The organism is Pedobacter sp. GW821-FHT01D05, assembly GCF_059422505.1.
On record NZ_JBWKXA010000008.1, the window covers coordinates 133419 to 150718 of the forward strand.

At 42.8% G+C, this 17300-nt stretch carries 18 protein-coding genes; 9 read left to right on the plus strand and 9 right to left on the minus strand.

The genetic code is table 11. From position 1 onward, the window contains the following. Positions 1–243: 243 nt before the first annotated feature. Entirely contained in the window at positions 244–780 is a 537-nt protein-coding gene (locus AC07VK_RS22960; RefSeq protein WP_492963291.1) for a hypothetical protein, read from the plus strand. 179 nt (positions 781–959) lie between these two features. Here AC07VK_RS22960 and AC07VK_RS22965 read toward each other — a convergent pair whose 3' ends face one another. Continuing rightward, entirely contained in the window at positions 960–1430 is a 471-nt protein-coding gene (locus AC07VK_RS22965; protein ID WP_494939837.1) for an ImmA/IrrE family metallo-endopeptidase, read from the minus strand. Between the two features lie 132 nt (positions 1431–1562). Continuing rightward, complete coding sequence (locus AC07VK_RS22970; protein ID WP_492963287.1) at positions 1563–1898, minus strand: helix-turn-helix domain-containing protein; 336 nt, start codon at positions 1896–1898, stop codon at positions 1563–1565. A 151-nt stretch (positions 1899–2049) separates the two neighbouring features. On the opposite strand from AC07VK_RS22970, the gene AC07VK_RS22975 reads away from it, so the two are divergent. From AC07VK_RS22975 to AC07VK_RS22995, 5 genes are read left to right on the plus strand one after another with little or no spacing between them, the layout of a single operon-like run. Further along, entirely contained in the window at positions 2050–2319 is a 270-nt protein-coding gene (locus AC07VK_RS22975; protein ID WP_492963286.1) for a hypothetical protein, read from the plus strand. A 2-nt stretch (positions 2320–2321) separates the two neighbouring features. After that, a complete protein-coding gene (locus AC07VK_RS22980; protein WP_492963284.1) occupies positions 2322–2735 on the plus strand; it encodes a lecithin retinol acyltransferase family protein in 414 nt (137 codons plus the stop codon). Between the two features lie 3 nt (positions 2736–2738). Beyond that, a complete protein-coding gene (locus AC07VK_RS22985; protein WP_492963282.1) occupies positions 2739–3752 on the plus strand; it encodes a CBASS cGAMP-activated phospholipase in 1014 nt (337 codons plus the stop codon). After that, positions 3752–4696, plus strand: a complete 945-nt coding sequence (locus AC07VK_RS22990) for a cyclic GMP-AMP synthase DncV-like nucleotidyltransferase (protein ID WP_492963280.1) — start codon at positions 3752–3754, stop codon at positions 4694–4696. Before AC07VK_RS22985 ends, AC07VK_RS22990 begins: the two co-directional genes overlap by 1 nt. Before the next feature lies 1 nt (position 4697). Then, on the plus strand, positions 4698–5336 hold the full coding sequence (locus AC07VK_RS22995; protein WP_492963278.1) for a YecA family protein: 639 nt from the start codon (positions 4698–4700) through the stop codon (positions 5334–5336). A gap of 100 nt (positions 5337–5436) precedes the next feature. On the opposite strand, the gene AC07VK_RS23000 is transcribed toward AC07VK_RS22995, so the two are convergent. Together AC07VK_RS23000 and AC07VK_RS23005 are read right to left on the minus strand one after the other, a co-directional pair. Continuing rightward, positions 5437–6249 (minus strand): helix-turn-helix domain-containing protein, encoded by an 813-nt coding sequence (locus AC07VK_RS23000; protein WP_492963277.1) that lies wholly within the window; start codon positions 6247–6249, stop codon positions 5437–5439. Next, positions 6250–7221, minus strand: a complete 972-nt coding sequence (locus tag AC07VK_RS23005) for an aldo/keto reductase (protein ID WP_492963275.1) — start codon at positions 7219–7221, stop codon at positions 6250–6252. It abuts the gene before it with no gap. A gap of 522 nt (positions 7222–7743) precedes the next feature. On the opposite strand from AC07VK_RS23005, the gene AC07VK_RS23010 reads away from it, so the two are divergent. From AC07VK_RS23010 to AC07VK_RS23020, 3 genes are read left to right on the plus strand one after another with little or no spacing between them, the layout of a single operon-like run. Then, positions 7744–8952, plus strand: coding sequence for a GAF domain-containing sensor histidine kinase (locus tag AC07VK_RS23010; RefSeq protein ID WP_492954272.1), 1209 nt, complete (start codon positions 7744–7746; stop codon positions 8950–8952). A 34-nt stretch (positions 8953–8986) separates the two neighbouring features. Then, positions 8987–10228 (plus strand): YaiO family outer membrane beta-barrel protein, encoded by a 1242-nt coding sequence (locus AC07VK_RS23015; RefSeq protein ID WP_492963273.1) that lies wholly within the window; start codon positions 8987–8989, stop codon positions 10226–10228. Next, positions 10228–11394, plus strand: a complete 1167-nt coding sequence (locus AC07VK_RS23020) for a hypothetical protein (protein WP_492963271.1) — start codon at positions 10228–10230, stop codon at positions 11392–11394. Before AC07VK_RS23015 ends, AC07VK_RS23020 begins: the two co-directional genes overlap by 1 nt. Here the strand turns inward: AC07VK_RS23020 and AC07VK_RS23025 are convergent, their stop codons facing one another. From AC07VK_RS23025 to AC07VK_RS23045, 5 genes are all read right to left on the minus strand, one after another. Next, positions 11395–13416, minus strand: coding sequence for an LTA synthase family protein (locus AC07VK_RS23025; protein WP_492963269.1), 2022 nt, complete (start codon positions 13414–13416; stop codon positions 11395–11397). 2 nt (positions 13417–13418) lie between these two features. Continuing rightward, on the minus strand, positions 13419–14846 hold the full coding sequence (locus AC07VK_RS23030) for a glycosyltransferase family 2 protein (protein ID WP_492963267.1): 1428 nt from the start codon (positions 14844–14846) through the stop codon (positions 13419–13421). Continuing rightward, a complete protein-coding gene (locus tag AC07VK_RS23035; RefSeq protein WP_492963265.1) occupies positions 14840–15904 on the minus strand; it encodes a HEAT repeat domain-containing protein in 1065 nt (354 codons plus the stop codon). Before AC07VK_RS23035 ends, AC07VK_RS23030 begins: the two co-directional genes overlap by 7 nt. After that, the gene (locus AC07VK_RS23040) at positions 15901–16263 is read right to left on the minus strand and encodes a response regulator transcription factor (RefSeq protein ID WP_492963263.1); all 363 of its coding nucleotides are present in this window, start codon (positions 16261–16263) and stop codon (positions 15901–15903) included. The genes AC07VK_RS23035 and AC07VK_RS23040 overlap by 4 nt, the downstream gene beginning before the upstream one ends. A 537-nt stretch (positions 16264–16800) precedes the next feature. After that, positions 16801–17274, minus strand: a complete 474-nt coding sequence (locus tag AC07VK_RS23045) for a hypothetical protein (RefSeq protein ID WP_492963261.1) — start codon at positions 17272–17274, stop codon at positions 16801–16803. Positions 17275–17300: the final 26 nt, after the last annotated feature.

Consider the following 17300-nt stretch of genomic DNA (forward strand, 5'->3'; position numbering starts at 1 on the left):
GTCGATGGTAGCGTAGTCGAAGGGCATAAATTTGCGTTTCATCAATCTCAAGAAGTCTTCGACCATGCTCAGACTGACTACCGCAGTGCTTAACTAAAGACTATGAGTAGGGGCTACAATCGTCCGTTAAATACGATTTACGATTTATTTACAAAATTTACATTTTTATTTACAATCCAAATCACCCCATCCGAAAAATATCAAACTAGATTCGCTTAATCAATTTGAAAGGATATGAAACATATGAAAAAAACCATCTATGTGCTGATCTTACCACTGGTTGTGGTGAGCGGATTAGTATTTGCCAATCGTGAAATTAAGCCATCCCCAAAACCCCTATCTATCGCTGAGCGGAAAGCCCGCATGGTGGAGGACAAGAAAAAATGGGAAGCCTCTCCTGACGGGATCAGGTACAAAAAATGGGAGCTTTCCCCCGAAGGTAAAAAAGTGCATGCCAGTCATGATAAGATAAGGAAGTACATAAAGGATTTCAGCAATATGGAAGCCGTGGTCACCTCGGTTACTTTTCAGCGCGCAAACGCGAAATCAGGACCAAAATGGCTTATCGTTAGGATTGATGGCGAAGAATACATGATGCAATTCACGCTTAAGGAATTTCAGCAGTTAAATGGCCTGAAAGTTAACGACAAAATAATGGTAAAAAGCCGCAGCGCTGGCTATTCGCCCAATCATCCCTATTTGATTGTATCGGGCGACTATATTGAGCAAAATAATAAGGTACTTTTTAAACGCGACTTTAGTAAAAATAAAGGTTGCTGAGAAAAAGCTCGACATTCAGTACCTCCCTAAGGACTAAAAGCTCATCGAAAGATGGGCTTTTTTGTTTAGATCTACCTATAATTAGTTTGGTTTTGGTCTTAGCGAGACGCTACTAGGGCTAGATGGGGCAATTTGGCAATAAAAACTAAAATCTTGGTAAGGTAGTGATTCCTGCGCCGTCAACCATATGCACGGGGCTTGTATGCATGTTGCCGGGCAGCACCGGTGATCTGCATGCGGTAGGCCACCATTTCTGTACTGGCATTAAAGTAGGCGCCCATCTGTTGGTGGTTCATGCTTTTCTTCAACCCCCAAAGTAAACCCGGCCTGGAGATTTGAAGGGCGGAGCCAAGGCATTTGGCCTCTTCTTCGTGAAGTTCGTTAAAACTGCGCATGCCCATGGGGATGGCAAAGTCATATTCATTTTCCTGAAAAGCGTGTCCACAGATGATGTGAGCCAGTTCATGCATGATATCACTTTGCTGGCGTGGAGAGGAATGGAAAGGGTTGTGGATAATGATAGTATTTCCTGCGGCGGTTCTCATTGTTAGTGCACTCCATCCGCTACCCCCAGCACCGGTAGCACTTAGGCTTTGTATTTCTTTAGCATCGTTTAAAAAATCTGTGGCCGGATAAATGCTGATGTCCATCGAAGCGGCCAGCTTAAAAGCGCACATAGGTGCGTAAGCTCTCAGTCCCAGCTGTTCGCGATATCCGATGGAGAGTTTCTCCGCCTTCGACTTAAAGCCCCTTTGTAAAATATCCTTTGCCGCCACGTCAGTTTATTTGGTTGAGTAGGCCATGTCGATCATTTTGATGAGCATGTTGAGTGTTTCAGGTTCAAGTTCGCGGTCCGCGCGAAGATGAGCAACCGCTTTTTCCTTATTGGAAATTAGGCTTGTCGGCTGGTCCTGGGAAATGAAAGTATCTGTAGGTACCTCAAGCCAGTTACAAAGCTTGATAAAGGTTTCTACGTCAGGCACTTTTCCCTGCTCTATTCTCGATAAGGTTGGGGCGCTGACGTTGCCGATCTCATCGGAAATCGTTCTAAGCCCCTTATTCCCTCGCTTACTTTTAATCATACCAGCCAATAGCTCGGTATTCAGTGTTGATTGCATGTGGAAAATTTGTTAAAAATAAAACTATGTTTCACTTGTGAAACAGTATTTCAAACTGTATCTTTGATGAAACAAAACCAATTAATGTTTTATTGATGAAACAAAGATAAAACAAAAAACTATTTTAACAACACCTTTAAACACTATTTAAATGGCAATTTTAATTACTTATGATGTTCCTGCAAAGCATGTGGAACTTAAAAAAGAAATGGCAAAACTGGGTTATACCAAAACCATTACCCATGATGGCTCGGTAATCAACCTGCCAAACACAACACTTTATCATCCCTCCAACACCGCCACCCAAGCTAGGACTGATATTCAGCAGACAACTGCTGCTTTGGGTATTAAACTGGAAAGATTTGTCGGAACGGCCTGGCAACATTGGGTGGCAATCTGGGGAGACCCTTTAAATATATAATAATGAAATATCAAAAATTGTATAACCTGGAGCCCGGCGATGGAATCGTCGAACCCCTTTTCCAGACCGGACTATCTATGCACCATGCGATCTACTTAGGAAGCGATGACAGGGGTATTGAGCTGATTGCTGAAAACCACAAGTTTTTTGGGGTACGCGTCGTGGAAGCCAATACTTTTTTCCGCACCGTGAAGCGTATTGAAAGGATTACAAAGTTTATCGGGACAGCTGCACAACGAAAACTTGCCATCGAGCGTGCTTTGGCGCTGAGAGGGAGGCCATATGACCTTTTGGGCTACAACTGCGAGCATTATGCCAACGAGGTACAGTCCGGCTCACCCACGAGCGCACAGGTAAGAAATGGGCTCTTTCTTTTTTTCCTGATAATTATCTTAATGCTTTTAAAGGAGGACTAATCGATGGAAAGGCGAAAGAGGTTTAGGATATTATGTATCGATGGGGGTGGCATTCGAGGTCTGATTCCCGCTAAGGTATTAGCAGAGGTCGAGGATTTGCTGGCCCAAGAGGTACCGGGAAAGAAAATATATGAATATTTTGATTTAATCTGCGGAACCTCGACCGGTGCTATACTCGCTATAGGCATTGCACTAGGCATTCCTGCTTCCCGGTTAACGCAATTTTATAAGGAAAACGCAGCCGTAATTTTCCCGCGGTGGTATTTTTTTTCCCGCCAGGCAAAGGCCCTGGTTTCCCCCATATATAGTAACAAGCAGCTGAGGAAACTTTTGGAGCAGGTTTTTAGCGATGCAAACGGTGGATCTGCTCCTTTACTCAATGACTTGAAGACTAGTGTTTGCATCCCTTCATTCAATGGAAATACCGGTGAAATCAATATTCTCAAAACCCGTCACCATAAAGATTACACCCGAGATTATAAGCTTCCGGCACATGAGGTAGCCTTATCGAGCGCTTCTGCTCCTGTTTATTTCCCACCCCACTCCTTCTCCTATGAAAATAAGCTGGGTAGTGGTTCGAACATTAATATGATTGACGGGGGAATTTTTGCGAACAACCCGGCGCTGGTAGGCTTACTGGAGGCTACCGAGAAATTGATGATTGATCCTGCTGATATCGAAATTGTTTCACTGGGGACTGGACGTGGAAAACAAGTCATCAAAAAGCACTGGCTTCCAAAGAATTTCTGGTACTGGTTTTTGCCCAAGCCGCGATTGCTTGACCTTATCCTTGACAGCCAAGCCCAGATCACCGAACAATACGTAATGTTCATCAACAGGATGTTTTTAAGAACCGGAAAAACCTTTACGTATGAGCGCATCCAATATGATTTTGGAGATGACATTGTCGACCTGAATGCATCCAAGGCAAAGGATATTGAGCGGCTGGAAGCAATCGGCGGAGAACTCGCCAAAAAGCATGCACATAGAATTGTTAACCTTTTAAATCAAGAATAATGGCAGACTGTCAAAAATTGTTCGAGGGTTTCCAACAGGAAATTTCCCTCAACACTGGTAAAAAGACCAGAATGAAAACATCGAAGAAAGCGCTTCGGGAGCGTATCCGGAAATACTTCAAGGACAATCACCCCACTTATGTACCCAAATTTTTCACCCAGGGTTCCTATAAAATGGGCACGGTAATCAGAACCAAAGACGATGTTTGTGATGTGGATGATGGCGTATATTTTTTCCGCTCGCCGGATGTCGCAGCAACAACACTGCAAGGATGGGTATGGGATGCGGTATATGGCTATACTTCAACGGAACCGGAACACCGGAAAAAATGCATTAGAAAGACATTTGCCAATGATTACGAGCTGGATTATCCGGTATATTACAAAATAGACGGGCAAGAATACCGTCTGGCCGTGAAGAATACTGGTTGGGAAGATAGCGACCCAAAGGCAATGATCAAATGGTTCAATGACAAAAAAGACAGTAATGGCTTATTGATCAATATTGTGAGGGATTTGAAAACTTGGTGTGACTATAAACGAAATAAGATGCCCAGCGGACTTGCGATGACCATCCTTGCCTCGAATGCCAAAGCACATATTGTATTGAACAAGCGGGAAGATATCAGCCTGCGGGATATCCTGAAGGAAATCAAAAAAGCACTGGAAAGTAATTTCAGTTGCATTGTTCCAGCCAGCCCGAACGATGACCTTTTTGAAAATTACGACAGCGCCAGACAGGAGAATTTTATGAGCGCACTTGAATCCTTCCTCAAAGATGCTGAGGTTGCCCTGCGAGAAGAAAATGAATTAAAAGCAAGCAGGTTATGGCGTAAACACCTAGGCAACCGATTTCCTGAAGGTGAGGACAAAGTGCAATCATCGAATCTTTCTTCATTTGGTATAGGGCTTGGGGCGGCTAGCTCATCACCATGGGGAATGTAGGATGAATAGTATCTTCAATACCCATGCAATGGCTATTCATGCTCATTTCCCAGGATTGCAATATCTTGAAGATGAAACTGGCCAGGTATCCATTGAAGGCTCGCTGCAACTATATTCGCATGAAGGAGATCTGCTGGATACCTACGGGATCAGGATTGTGGAAAGCGACCATTATCCGTATGCATTTCCCTATGTCTATGAGACCGGGGGGCGTCTGCCGATAAACATTGACTGGCATGTTTTCCAGGATGGTCATTGCTGCATCATTTCACCGCCCGAGGAAAGTCTACTCTGTAAAGATGGAATCGACCTGTCGTGGTTTATCAGAAAACAGCTTATTCCCTATTTTTTTAACCAGAAATTCAGGGAAACCCATGGCTACTATCTAAATGAGCGCTCGCATGGGACGATGGGAATACTAGAATATTTCTATGATCTGTTTGGTTGCAATGACCACCACCGGATTGCCAGGGTGCTGTACCACCTGCTCAGGTATCCTCAGCCTGAAAGGACAGCAAGCTGCTTCTGCGGAAGCGGTCTTAAGTTCAGAAAATGCTGTAGATCTCCTTATCAGGTGTTGTGCAGATTTGGACTAGTAGAAAAGGAGTTCTATTTACAACTGATTTTAAAGGGTACATAAAATGCTTAAGATCACATCTGTCAGTATTTTACCCTGCACGAGGTTTGGTCAGGCATTTAGGTCAAGATGTGAAATATTGTATGTTCTTTAAACCCACACCCTACGCATTTACCGCAGTAGGTGCCACACCAAACTTCTTTTTAAAAGCATGTGAGAAGTGCGACAGGCTTTCAAAACCAAGCTCGAGATAAATGGCAGAAGGTTTCTGGTGTTTGCTTTCGATGAGGTGTTTGGCTTCCCTTAGCCGTTTATCCTGCAGCCAATGGCGGGGTGGCGCACCGAATGTTTTCATAAAATCGCGTTTAAAACCGGCCAGGCTGCGACCAGTAAGCTGCGCGAATTTTTCGATAGGCACATTAAAATGAAAGTTGCTCAGCATAAACTTTTCCAGGTCTATTTTATGGGGTTCTGAAAAGTCGAATAAAAAGTTCCGCAGTGCCGGTAAGGCAAGTAACAGTAGTTTAATGCCTTCTTTCACTTTCAAAATGCCCATTTCATTGGTCATGGTGGCACCAGAGCTTCGGGCATAGGGAACAATAGACTGGAAATATCCTTCCAGGAATTCGTTTGATGGAATCAGGATATTTGGCGGGCCAATGTATTTATGGTCTGCTGTTAACTTTTCTTCCAATACGATTTTGCGCAAAAGGTCTTCCTGCAAGGATATGACGATGGTTTCATAGTTTCCTCCCGGCAGTGGCGTTTTGGTGAGCGTACCCAGCTGGTTTTTGCCAATCAACAGCAGTTCTCCTCCGCTCATCGAAATACTTTGCCCGGCGGTTTCTAAGGTGAACTGCCCCGACACCTGCAGTACCAGGGTATGGTGGTTCCAGAAACACACTTTCTCTTTCCGCTGGACAGAGAGGTAAGAATAAAAGATCAGGCCTGGGAGGATTTCTTTTGGATTGGTCATTTAACGCTGTAAATAAGTACCGCCACGTATGGCACCTACTGCAAAAGTAGTATTTAAAGTATTCATTTCTTGCGGTGTAAATACAATATCGAGCGCTTTAATATTTTCGGGCAGGCGCGATCTGCGGCTCATGCTTACTAAGGGCATGATATGATCGCCCTGTTCCTTTACCCAGGCAATAGCAAGCTGTGTAGGTGTACAGCCTTTGTTGTAGGCCAATTGTTTCAATACTTCTACTTTTTCGAGGTTATGAACCAGGTTTTCGCCCTGAAAACGGGAGAAATGGTTATGGTAATCATTTTCTGCAAGTGGCGCTTTCATGTCGCCGGTTAATAAACCTTCAGCTGTATTGGCAAAAGCCACTACGGCAATGCCCAATTCTTTTGCTGCAGGCAGCAGTTCGTTTTCGATCTGACGGTCGGCCAGCGAATAGCCGATTTCCAGCGCACTTATGGCGTAAGTTTCATTTGCCTGACGAAGCTGCTCAGCCGTAATTTCAGACACGCCAATGTGACGTACTTTACCTTCTTTAATCAGGTCGGCAACCGTTCCGATAATGTCTGCTACCGGCACGCTGCCGTCCATCCGGCAAGGCTGGTAGAGGTCTATCGTTTCGATCCCCAAACGCGTTAGCGAATAATTGATAAAATTTTTGATCGCCATGGGGCGCAGGTCTAATCCCAGCCACTGGCCGTTATGAAAGATGGCGCCGAATTTTACGCTGATAAAAGCATCGTCGCGCCGGCCTTTAATCGCTTTGCCAATTAACATTTCGTTATGACCGGCACCGTAAAAGTCGCCAGTATTTAAAAAATTAATGCCATTATCTAATGCTTCCTGAATGGTAGCAATACTTTCTGTTTCGCTGGGTGTAGCACCACCCCATACAGAAGACATACGCATACAACCCAAACCAAGTTTAGATACGAATGGGCCATTCTGACCCAACTGAATTTTTGTGATGTTGTTCATGAAACAAAGATCAACATTCCAAATACCCAATGCTTTCTTCTACGGCTCAAATATTTTGTCTGTACGGCTCAGCTCTAGCAAATTAGTCATGTATGGCCAGGGTATCCTTAATTAGTGAGCCGATCAACTCAAATTATTCAGTTGTGCCATTTTCAACTGAGTTTGTGGCGTTAAAAACGGCCTGTTTAGCGTGGCTAAATAAGCGTCATTTCGAAGGTTTTTCAGCAGACAGCGTGTCAAGATCGCTTATTCAGTTGCAAAGAATCATTTGGTGTCTTCGAACTGCGGCCCGCAGCGACAGTGATAGTTGAAAGGAGATTTATTTTCAGAAGCATAGCCCTCAGGCCCCATAAAATATCCCTGTTCAATATTCTGCCATTGCTGCTAACCAGAATAATTAAGAAACATATAGGTTGTGTTCCTGAATTTTTGCCGTCAAAACCTTATCTTCGGCATGTTTTTGATAGGACAATAGTAGCCCTAGATAAGCAAATGATTATTCCACATTAGCAACATAAGCCCATGTCTGAAATAAATTATCCTGTACCATATAACGAAGCTGAAAGGCTTTTAAGGTTATCCGATCTCGATATTGATTATGGAAGCCTGTCTGAAAGTTTTAAAGACCTTACCCATCTGGCCGCGAAAGTAGCCGGTACAGAAATCTCATTGGTTAACCTCATCGACGCCTATACCCAGTGGACGGTAGGCAGACATGGCCTTGATTTACAGCAGATGACCCGGGAAGAGTCTGTGTGCCAATACACGATTACACAAAACGATCAGTTCGAGGTAGTGGATCTTTCGGCAGATGACCGCTTTAACAAAAATTTCTATGTCGGTGCTCCGCTGTCCCTTCGTTATTATTTTGGCGTACCATTAAAGGATAACGACGGATTAAACATCGGTGCCCTTTGTGTGCTGGATACCGGATTGAAAACATTAGGCCCGGAGAAAATCGAGCTATTGAAGATCATTGCTGCAGAGATCATGAACAGGATAAAAACCTATCAGACCATGGAGTTGCTGCATAACAATTTAAAAGATGTTAAGGAATCGACCAAAAAAGTTGCTCATGATATTCGCGGACCAATTGCAGGGATAATAGGTCTGTCAGAAATTATTACTGAGCAAGGGAAAAGCGCCAATTTGGATCAGGTAATTGAGTTTATCAAACTCATTCATAGCGGAAGTAAATCACTTTTAGATCTTGCCGACGAAATACTTTCTGGTAATGATGAAGTGAAAGGTCCAGGTGTTAATGAATTTGACCTCAGCAGTTTCCGCGCCAAGCTTCAGGAGCTTTACGAACCGCAGGCAACCTGTAAAAAGATCAATCTGAATATCAATATTAACCCAGACAAAAAAAATATTGTTTTTTCGAAAAACAAGCTGCTGCAGATTAATGGGAACCTGATTTCCAATGCGGTAAAATTTACCCCGAGCGGGGGTACGATAAACGTAGACCTTGATGTAGTGGTGAAACCGGGAGCAAATATTTTACGGATCGTGGTTGCCGACAACGGCGTCGGAATCACGGAAGACGAAATTGAACAAATCTTAACAGGAGGTATTGGCACAAAACAAGGCACCGGAGGTGAAACAGGTTACGGATTTGGCTTATCGCTGGTAAAACACCTCATCGATAAACTAAATGGTGAAATGTTCATTACCTCTGAAATAGGACAGGGAACAGTCTTCCGCATTGAACTTCCTCAACGCCATTCGTAATTTTCTGTCTGATAAAAATCTAGTTTTTGCTATCATGAAGCCCAAATTTTATTTATTGCTATTATCAGCCCTGGTATTCTCCAAATTCTCGCAAGCGCAGGAAGGCAGTGCAGACGAGCTGTTTACCCAGGCAAGAACTGCAGCTTTCGATTCAAAAGACTATCCTAAGGCCATTGCACTCAGTAAAAAGGCTTTGGCTAAAAGTCCGGACTATGCAGATATCAGGATCTTTTTAGGCAGGGTTTATACCTGGAGCAAGCAACCTGATAGTGCCAGGCAAGCTTTCGCCTTGGTTTTAGCGAAACAGCCGGATAACAAAGATGCACATCTGGCTAATTCTACCCTCGAATTTTGGGAAGACAATAATGAAAAGGCCCTGCTTGAGGTAAATAAAGGCCTTACTTTCCATCCTACAGACGATGATCTCCTGCTGTTGAAAGCTAAAATACTCAACAGCTTAAAAAAATGGACCGAAGCAAACGCAGTTATTGAAGGGGTGCTAAAACGATCGCCCAACCTCACCGAAGCACGCACACTTGCCGCAAGAGTAAGGGAAAATTCTTCCAAAAACAAGATAGGACTCAATTACGACTTTGTATACTTCGATAAACAATTCGATGATCCATGGCACATTGTGAGTATAGACTATAGCAGGCAAACCAAATTGGGCTCGGTTACCGGAAGGGTAAACTATGCGAACCGTTTTAACCGCAACGGCCTTCAGTTCGAGGTAGACGCATATCCGCGTATATCAAACACCTTCCAGGCCTATATCAGTGGCGGGTACTCTAACGACGTAGGCGTATTCCCTCACTACCGTGCAGGCTTTTCATTGTATGCAAACCTACCGGCAAGTTTCGAAGCAGAAGCTGGATTTCGCTATTTAACCTTTGGCGAATCAACCTGGAGCTATACCGCATCAGTAGGGAAATACTACAAAAGCTTTTGGTTTAATTTACGGACTTTTTTAACCCCTTCCAACGATCAGGTTTCTCAATCTTTCGCCTTAACCACCCGGTACTATTTTGGTGGTGCCGATGATTATTTTAGCCTTCGCCTGGGCACTGGTTTATCGCCAGATGATCCCCAGAATAATGTTTTAATTGGAAACACGGCTTACAAGCTGCGATCAAATAACATCACGCTCGGTTACCGGAAAGCGTTTAAATCGCTTAATATCCTCATCGTTAACCTCGGGTTAGAGAACCAGGAATACAGGCCCGACACCAAAGGCAATCAACTTGATCTTGGGATTGGCTACATCAGACGTTTCTAATGAAAAGGAAGGTAAAAAAACTATGGATTGTATTGGCTGCTGCTGCCGGCATTCCATTAACGATGTGGCTCTGCTGGTATTTAAGCCCAAAAACCAAAATGGTTGCTGCCATAATCGATAAAACAGTTCTTACACCCGCAGGCCAGGAACACATCTCCTTCTTATGGATATTAAATCATGAGAAACTAACAAAAACAGCAAGTAAGTTTTATAAAATTGACCACGATTATTTTGGTTTTTTCCCTTTGGAGGGAGAAAAATTTCGCCTGAAGGGATTGGAGCGGTTTAACAATGATCAGCTACAGCAATTAAGTGATGATATTAACCTGGTTTATTTTACTGATACCTACGGCATTTATCGAAACGAATGGTATACCCAAAAGAATAACAACGAACGCTCCGGAATGGTTTATGGTGGGATGAGTAGCCAGGATATTGAGTTATTAAAGCAGATGAAGCAGAAAAAGAAGCTCATTATCACAGAATTTAATAGCATAGGAAGCCCTACAAGCCGAGAAACCAGAAAGCAGTTTGAGGATATGTTCGCGATGCACTGGACCGGCTGGACAGGCCGCTTTTTTGAAAGCCTTGATACGACAAGAAATAAGGAACTGCCGCGATGGCTCATTAATAATTATAAACGGGCAAATAACAACAACTGGCCGTTTAAAAAGTCGGGCATTGCTTTGGTTAGCGATCAGGACAGGGTTATCATCCTGGAGGATGGCCGCGACTTAAAAAACCCGATGCCCCATATTATCAGTGGCGAATACGGACAAAAAGTACTGGGTTTGCCTGAAGAGATTAAATATGCATTCTGGTTTGACGTTATTCAGCCGAACAGGGCGATTAATACACAGGTTGCCAGCTTTCGGATGGATGTTAACCAAAAGGGGCAGGCGCTTTTGAAGGCAAATGGGCTAAGTGCTGTTTTCCCTGCCGTGTTGATGCACAAAGAAACCGATTATCGCTTCTATTACTTCTCCGGAGATTTCTGCGACAACCCGGTAAGCCTGTCTTCCTCTTATTTCAAAGGGATTGGTGCATTCAAATGGTTATTCTACGATACCAGTAACCCGATGGAACGATCGAGCTTCTTTTGGAATTTCTATCGCCCGATGATGACCACCATCCTTGATCAGGAACGCGAGTACAATAAAAAATAGCTATTTCTTCGCTGGCCGATATTTTAAAATTACCGATGGCGGCAGCACCCTGGCCTTTGAACCCAAACCTGCATTTTTCCGTTTAAAACTTTCGAAGGCATTTTTTATGCGTTCGTAACTCACCTCATCTTTTACTAACTCCTCTTGCATATTATCGCCTATTTGATAAAGCGATGTGCCGTTGAGGTGATAGGAGCCCTGGATAAAATCGACCATCTCGGTTTTGGTCTGTATCAGCGGGTAACTGTGCACATTTCTGAATGAGCGGGCCGTGTCAAGTCCCGATCCGAGCCAGCTTACAGCGCCGGGTAAATCTATACCATAGCCCGACTGAAGATAGGCGAGCAAACTAGGCGTTACATCAAAATGTGTAGATATGGATGCGAATTGCGCACTACGCTTTAACAGCGGCGAATAAATAATTAAAGGTACATGATAGCGGTCTATCTTATTACTCATCGGAATTTCAGGCATCCGGTGATCGCCGGTAATTAAAAAAATGGTGTTGGCGTAGTCTTCTCTTTTCTTATAATTGTTAAAAAAGCTCCTCAAAGCATCGTCTGCATATAAAATAGTGCCATACTGATTTTTGTAATTGCGATAATTATCTTTCTTAGCTTCGTCGAATCCCAGGTCCGTCATCCGCTGTTCAAACCTGGAATTGTATTTTTCCTGTTCATTAATCAGGAAAGGATTGTGCGTGGTGACCGTTAAAATTACGTTCAGCTCTGCAGGTTTGGTGGCTTTTGAAGGCCTGCTTGCCAGATAATACCGATATAGTTCCTGATCTCCATATCCCCATGAAAATCCATTTTCTTCCGGCAGCTTAGGGTAACCTGCCGAAAAGGACTTAAGGTCTTTGATTTCATCGACACTGTTCTTTTGAAGAAATAGGCTCATATTATCGAAGCTTGCGTCTCCTCCATAATAGAATGATGTTTTATAGCCATTAAATTTCAACAAACTGAATAAAGAAAGATGATCTGGCATTTGCTGCCCCTGCTCAAGAAAACCGTTTTTACCGAAAGGCAAAGATCCCATTAAAGACGGGAGTACTGCAAACGTACGACCACCAGCACTTAAAAAGTTTTTCCAGTAAAGGCCTTTATTAGCTAATGAATCGATAAAAGGAGTGAAATTTCCCAGATAGGCACCTTCATTAGTAAACGCCCGGCCCAAGCCTTCAACGATGATGATCACAAGGTTTGGTTTACCGTTGGCTTTATTGAAAAATGGTGTCAGAACATCACGATCGTTCGCTTTCCTATAAAATGGGTATTCCGAGCCACCCAGGTAGCTGAAAGTTGGGGGCGCAATACTACCGTCGCCATAATCTCCAATGTAGGCATCAGCATAAATATCCACATCCTCATCCCCGGGATAAAAGTGAGTATAAGAGCTGCTAAAAAAGTAATCGGCCTTATTCAGCGCGAGGTTATTGACAAAAAGATTTTCAAAGTTTTTTTTGAAAAGATGCGCTTCGCCACTGGTCATTAGATAAAAAACAGACAGTATAGGTAAAGACCAGGCCAGCCATAACGGAACCTTGATACGGTTTGGCAATCGCTTAAGTGTAACGACCAGGAGTGCAATTACGAATAAAAAACTTAAAATTAAAGGTATGCTTACGGTACCGGATGCGCCAACAGTTTGCTTGATATCCGCAAAAGAGTAACCATAAAAATCTGCTCCCAAAGGCACCAGGGCGGTAGCGAAATACTGGCAGAGCACCAGCTGAATGAAGATGGTAATGGCAACAAATACTTTAAAACTAACTTTAGCCAGTTTAGGATGTACAAAAAACAGCGGAACAAATAGAATAAATTCAAAAATCAGCCATTTTAGCCAAAAGCTCAGATCTGCCAGCCATGACCACAGCATAAAACTAAATAGCTTAGCCGGGAATTGATGAATTAATCCATTAACCACAACTTCTACAACTCTGATTACAATTAAAGCAATAAGCCAAACAAGGGCGATTTGCAGAAAAACTATGCTTGCTGATTTAAAACGGCTGATCATTATTAAACTTTTTCTTTTGTAAATCCCTTCCTGGTCATTTCTCCCCATGAATTCTTTTTCCTCAACAGATCGATATTGCCTTTGATAGCCGACCATACCACAAACGGATGGAAGATTAATGGCTCCAGAAATGCAGTAAGAATTAAAAGCAGAAGATTTCTGTTCGTTTTGTATTGGTTATAAGTGAGCACCTCCGTCAATATTGCAAAAACTGAGTATAAAAATCCGAAGCTGAATATAAAAAGCAATAAGCCCAGAAAGAAAGACCACTGGATCAATCCCAAGCTGGCAAAAACAATAAAGGCAATAAATCCTAAAAATTCTACAAGAGGGGCTAAAAATTCAAAGAAAAACCAATATGGATAGCTAATCATACCTAAAAGCCCGAATTTGGGATTAAAGAACATGACTTTATGCATCTGCAGGGTCTCAATTGTGCCCCGGGTCCAGCGATTTCGCTGTCGCCCCAGTATTTTAAAGGTCGATGGTGCCTCTGTCCAGCAAAGCGGATCAGGGATAAAGCTCACTTTGTGCGCAATCCCCTTTTCTTCCATGTATCGTCTCATTCTTACAACCAACTCCATATCCTCACCTACTGTTTTGTGATTATATCCCCCGCACTTGACTACGATCTCTTTATCGAATGCGCCGAAAGCACCAGATATGAGCAGCAAGCCATTTAAGCGGCTCCAGGCCATCCGACCCAGCAAAAAGGCCCGAATATACTCCAGCGTTTGAACACGTGGCAGGAACTGGCTGGGAAGCTTAACTTTGAGCAAACGCCCGTTTTCCACAATGCAGCTATTGGCAATACGAATCACTCCCCCAGTAGCAATCACCCGCTTTTTCGTGTTTTCCAAAAATGGCTTGGCCAGTTTCAGAATAGCGTCCTGCTCTAAAATACAATCAACATCGATGCAAACAATATAATCATTGCTTGAAACATTTATACCAACATTTAAGGCATCTGCCTTCCCGCCATTCTGCTTATCAACAACGATTAACTTTCTGTAAACTACTTTTCTGCTTCTGTAAACGCCTCTTACTTCCTTAGTTTCAATCTGGCCGTTAACAAAAAAGTCGGCCTTATAAAGATCATAAACTTCAATCAGCTTTGATAACGAATCATCTTTACTTCCATCGTTAATAATAATTACTTCCAGGTTGGTATAATTAATAGACAATAAAGACCGCACATTCTCGATAATGTTAGCCCCCTCATTATACGCTGGTGCTAATATACTGATACTTGGCGCCTGCCTGGAACCTGCCAGTACACCATAATCTGTAAAACTATTTTTACGCAGGTAGTTACGGATCTCTCCGATCGAAAATGCCGCAATAAATATGTAGCAGGACAGAAGTACCAACGAATAGGTTAATAACCCATAAGTAAAAAAATCTATTAAAAACGATTGCCAGCTCACCATTTAATCTCGCTTTTTAGTTGAGGAATCATGTCGTTTAAGGGATAGGTTTTCGATCTGGGATCGTTAAGCAGACACTCCAGGCCATTAGCATTGCCGTTAACAAGCGCACGTGCAACCGCAAATTTCATCTCGTGCTGCTCAGCTTCCAGGTAACCCAGCAGCGTTGAAACATTTTGTACATCCCCAATCACTGCAATCGCATTCATGATAGCGATCTGATTTTTGTAAGTTTCTGCCTCGAACCTGCTCAGGAGCTCTTCTGATGTACTTTCTGTATATATTTCGGTTAATGTTGAGATCGCCTGTTTCCGCACACTGGCATCACCATGATCGAGGCAACTTACAATGTGCTCATAAAGCTCATACCGATGATAATTCCGGACCAATTTAAGGGCAAAAATAACAACACTCGGGTTGTCGGAGTTTAGCCATTTGTCAATCCCCGTTAACTCGGCCAGTGGCACTGCAGACAATTCTTTTAAAAGCCTGATCTGCTGCCACTCTGTGATCTGGTAGGAGATGATATCAAGAAAACGAAGCCCTTCGAACCCAAAAAGATTCAGTACGGCAATCTGTGCCTCAATCCGAACCAGGTCATTTTTATTATTGGTATAACGGTATATCCTGGTAAGATGCTCTTTAAGGCCCATTGTTCCTATCTGTTGAATGGCATAAGCCCGCACATGCCATTTTCGGCTTTCCAGTAACCGGAGTGCCTTTTTGTCTAAGCCAAGCTGAATGTATAAATGACGCAGGTTTTCACCATACCGGCCAGACATATTACGTTTTGCTGCAATAATTTTTTTTACAAATTGCTTACAGAATCTCTTGTTCTTTAAGTTGGCTTTTAACCGTGAAGTTACAGGAATTAAAGCCAGTTGCCCGGCCTTCTCCTCATGAAAAAATATAGCTTTACGAAGTAACAGATCTATCATCCTGTCCCACTTAACATATTCCCTTCTCCAGATTTTCCTGACAAATAAATAAAAAGAAAGAAATGTGATCAGGCAGATCGCCAGCGCGAAGAAAAACGACAGCAGTACTTCAAAAAAAATCATCTCTGATTAACTACTGCAAACCGCTTTATTCGCACAGAAAGTTCGTTAGGGCTAAAGGGCTTCGTTAAGTAATCGTCCGCACCTAAACGAAAAGCTTCAAGTACGATATCCTCCTGTCCCATTCCAGAAAGGATGATGATAGGTGTTTGGCTTTTTTCTTTTACCGCAGCCACGATTTCCAGGCCCGAAAGGTAAGGCATCATCACATCGGAAATAATCAGGTCAGGTTGGTATTCATCTATTTTCCGCAACGCATCTCGCCCGTCACGCGCCAGGATTACCTCATGGCCGTCTTTTTTTAAACGGAATTCGACTGTTCTGAGCATTAACTCATCGTCTTCAGCAATTAATACCCTCATATTTAAAGTTATTGGATGTCTCTCGCAAAGTTAATACATTTCAATCGATAATTAAACAATGCGAATGCGATCAGTAATCGTTATCAAAGAAATACACCATACTCAAACACCGGATAAATAATGCCGAATTGAGCACTTAAAAGCAGAAAATGTATGCAAACCACTTTCTATGCAGTGGTAGAAAAGGCTATAATTCTAAAAAATAGACCCCGGGAACCCTCGGTTCACAACTGTAAGTTTTAAACTACAACTAAAAAGCATAAAGGTAGATGGCTAGCGGATGAAAAAAAGCTGTCTTCTACCTGTTTTTATGAATCATTTTTAAATATAATAGTTTGGGATTTGGCATTTCATCGGCTAAGGATTCTCCTCTGTATTCAGCATGAAAGGTGGTATGTGTTTCCTTTTTTTGACACGAAATTTGTATGGCCTAACTCAAATACCGACCAGTTTAGGTTCAAAAATCACCTGAAATCTTTATACTTTTACTAACAGATGTTTCAAGGTGTTTAGGTTGATCAATAAAAGCCTAATAGATTAAAAGCCCACTCCAACCTGGATCCCCGCTCCAATAGAAGCTGGCTGAGCGTTTCCAAACCTCACCGGAATTGGGACTGCTGCATAGAAACTGACACTTTTGCCTTTCAAAAGTACCTGATTTAAAACAGGTGTAAAACCAAACCTGCCACTGGTTTCAAATGCCGCCCTGCCGATAAAAGTGAAGCCATGTTTGAAACGGAACATAGCACCAGGATGAAAAAGAACAGCATTTACCTTCGAAATGCCATGCTCCGTCCTGATTGAAGGTACCAGCTCAAAGCTGACCCCAAAACGGTCATTTTTCAGGATGTTGATCCCGAAAGGAAAACCTAGGGTATATACACTTGAGAAATTATCGGCAAAACCGTTTTTGTTCCAACTACCTATAGGATTTAGTATCGCAAAATAGCCTGTTACTTTTGGGTAAGACGGGCTCTGCTGGGCACCTACGGAAAATATTCCTGCTGCCATGAAGCAAATCGTTAGTATAAGGGTTC

What these genes read in the sequence shown, in the direction of transcription:
- AC07VK_RS23035 (WP_492963265.1), bottom strand. Translation starts at nt 15,904, where the DNA reads ATGATTTTTTTTGAAGTACTGCTGTCGTTTTTCTTCGCGCTGGCGATC.
- AC07VK_RS22985 (WP_492963282.1), top strand. Translation starts at nt 2,739, where the DNA reads ATGGAAAGGCGAAAGAGGTTTAGGATATTATGTATCGATGGGGGTGGC.
- AC07VK_RS22995 (WP_492963278.1), top strand. Translation starts at nt 4,698, where the DNA reads ATGAATAGTATCTTCAATACCCATGCAATGGCTATTCATGCTCATTTC.
- AC07VK_RS23005 (WP_492963275.1), bottom strand. Translation starts at nt 7,221, where the DNA reads ATGAACAACATCACAAAAATTCAGTTGGGTCAGAATGGCCCATTCGTA.
- AC07VK_RS23010 (WP_492954272.1), top strand. Translation starts at nt 7,744, where the DNA reads ATGTCTGAAATAAATTATCCTGTACCATATAACGAAGCTGAAAGGCTT.
- AC07VK_RS23025 (WP_492963269.1), bottom strand. Translation starts at nt 13,416, where the DNA reads ATGATCAGCCGTTTTAAATCAGCAAGCATAGTTTTTCTGCAAATCGCC.
- AC07VK_RS22965 (WP_494939837.1), bottom strand. Translation starts at nt 1,430, where the DNA reads ATGGACATCAGCATTTATCCGGCCACAGATTTTTTAAACGATGCTAAA.
- AC07VK_RS23020 (WP_492963271.1), top strand. Translation starts at nt 10,228, where the DNA reads ATGAAAAGGAAGGTAAAAAAACTATGGATTGTATTGGCTGCTGCTGCC.
- AC07VK_RS23040 (WP_492963263.1), bottom strand. Translation starts at nt 16,263, where the DNA reads ATGAGGGTATTAATTGCTGAAGACGATGAGTTAATGCTCAGAACAGTC.
- AC07VK_RS23045 (WP_492963261.1), bottom strand. Translation starts at nt 17,274, where the DNA reads ATGGCAGCAGGAATATTTTCCGTAGGTGCCCAGCAGAGCCCGTCTTAC.
- AC07VK_RS23030 (WP_492963267.1), bottom strand. Translation starts at nt 14,846, where the DNA reads ATGGTGAGCTGGCAATCGTTTTTAATAGATTTTTTTACTTATGGGTTA.
- AC07VK_RS23000 (WP_492963277.1), bottom strand. Translation starts at nt 6,249, where the DNA reads ATGACCAATCCAAAAGAAATCCTCCCAGGCCTGATCTTTTATTCTTAC.
- AC07VK_RS22970 (WP_492963287.1), bottom strand. Translation starts at nt 1,898, where the DNA reads ATGCAATCAACACTGAATACCGAGCTATTGGCTGGTATGATTAAAAGT.
- AC07VK_RS22960 (WP_492963291.1), top strand. Translation starts at nt 244, where the DNA reads ATGAAAAAAACCATCTATGTGCTGATCTTACCACTGGTTGTGGTGAGC.
- AC07VK_RS22980 (WP_492963284.1), top strand. Translation starts at nt 2,322, where the DNA reads ATGAAATATCAAAAATTGTATAACCTGGAGCCCGGCGATGGAATCGTC.
- AC07VK_RS23015 (WP_492963273.1), top strand. Translation starts at nt 8,987, where the DNA reads ATGAAGCCCAAATTTTATTTATTGCTATTATCAGCCCTGGTATTCTCC.
- AC07VK_RS22975 (WP_492963286.1), top strand. Translation starts at nt 2,050, where the DNA reads ATGGCAATTTTAATTACTTATGATGTTCCTGCAAAGCATGTGGAACTT.
- AC07VK_RS22990 (WP_492963280.1), top strand. Translation starts at nt 3,752, where the DNA reads ATGGCAGACTGTCAAAAATTGTTCGAGGGTTTCCAACAGGAAATTTCC.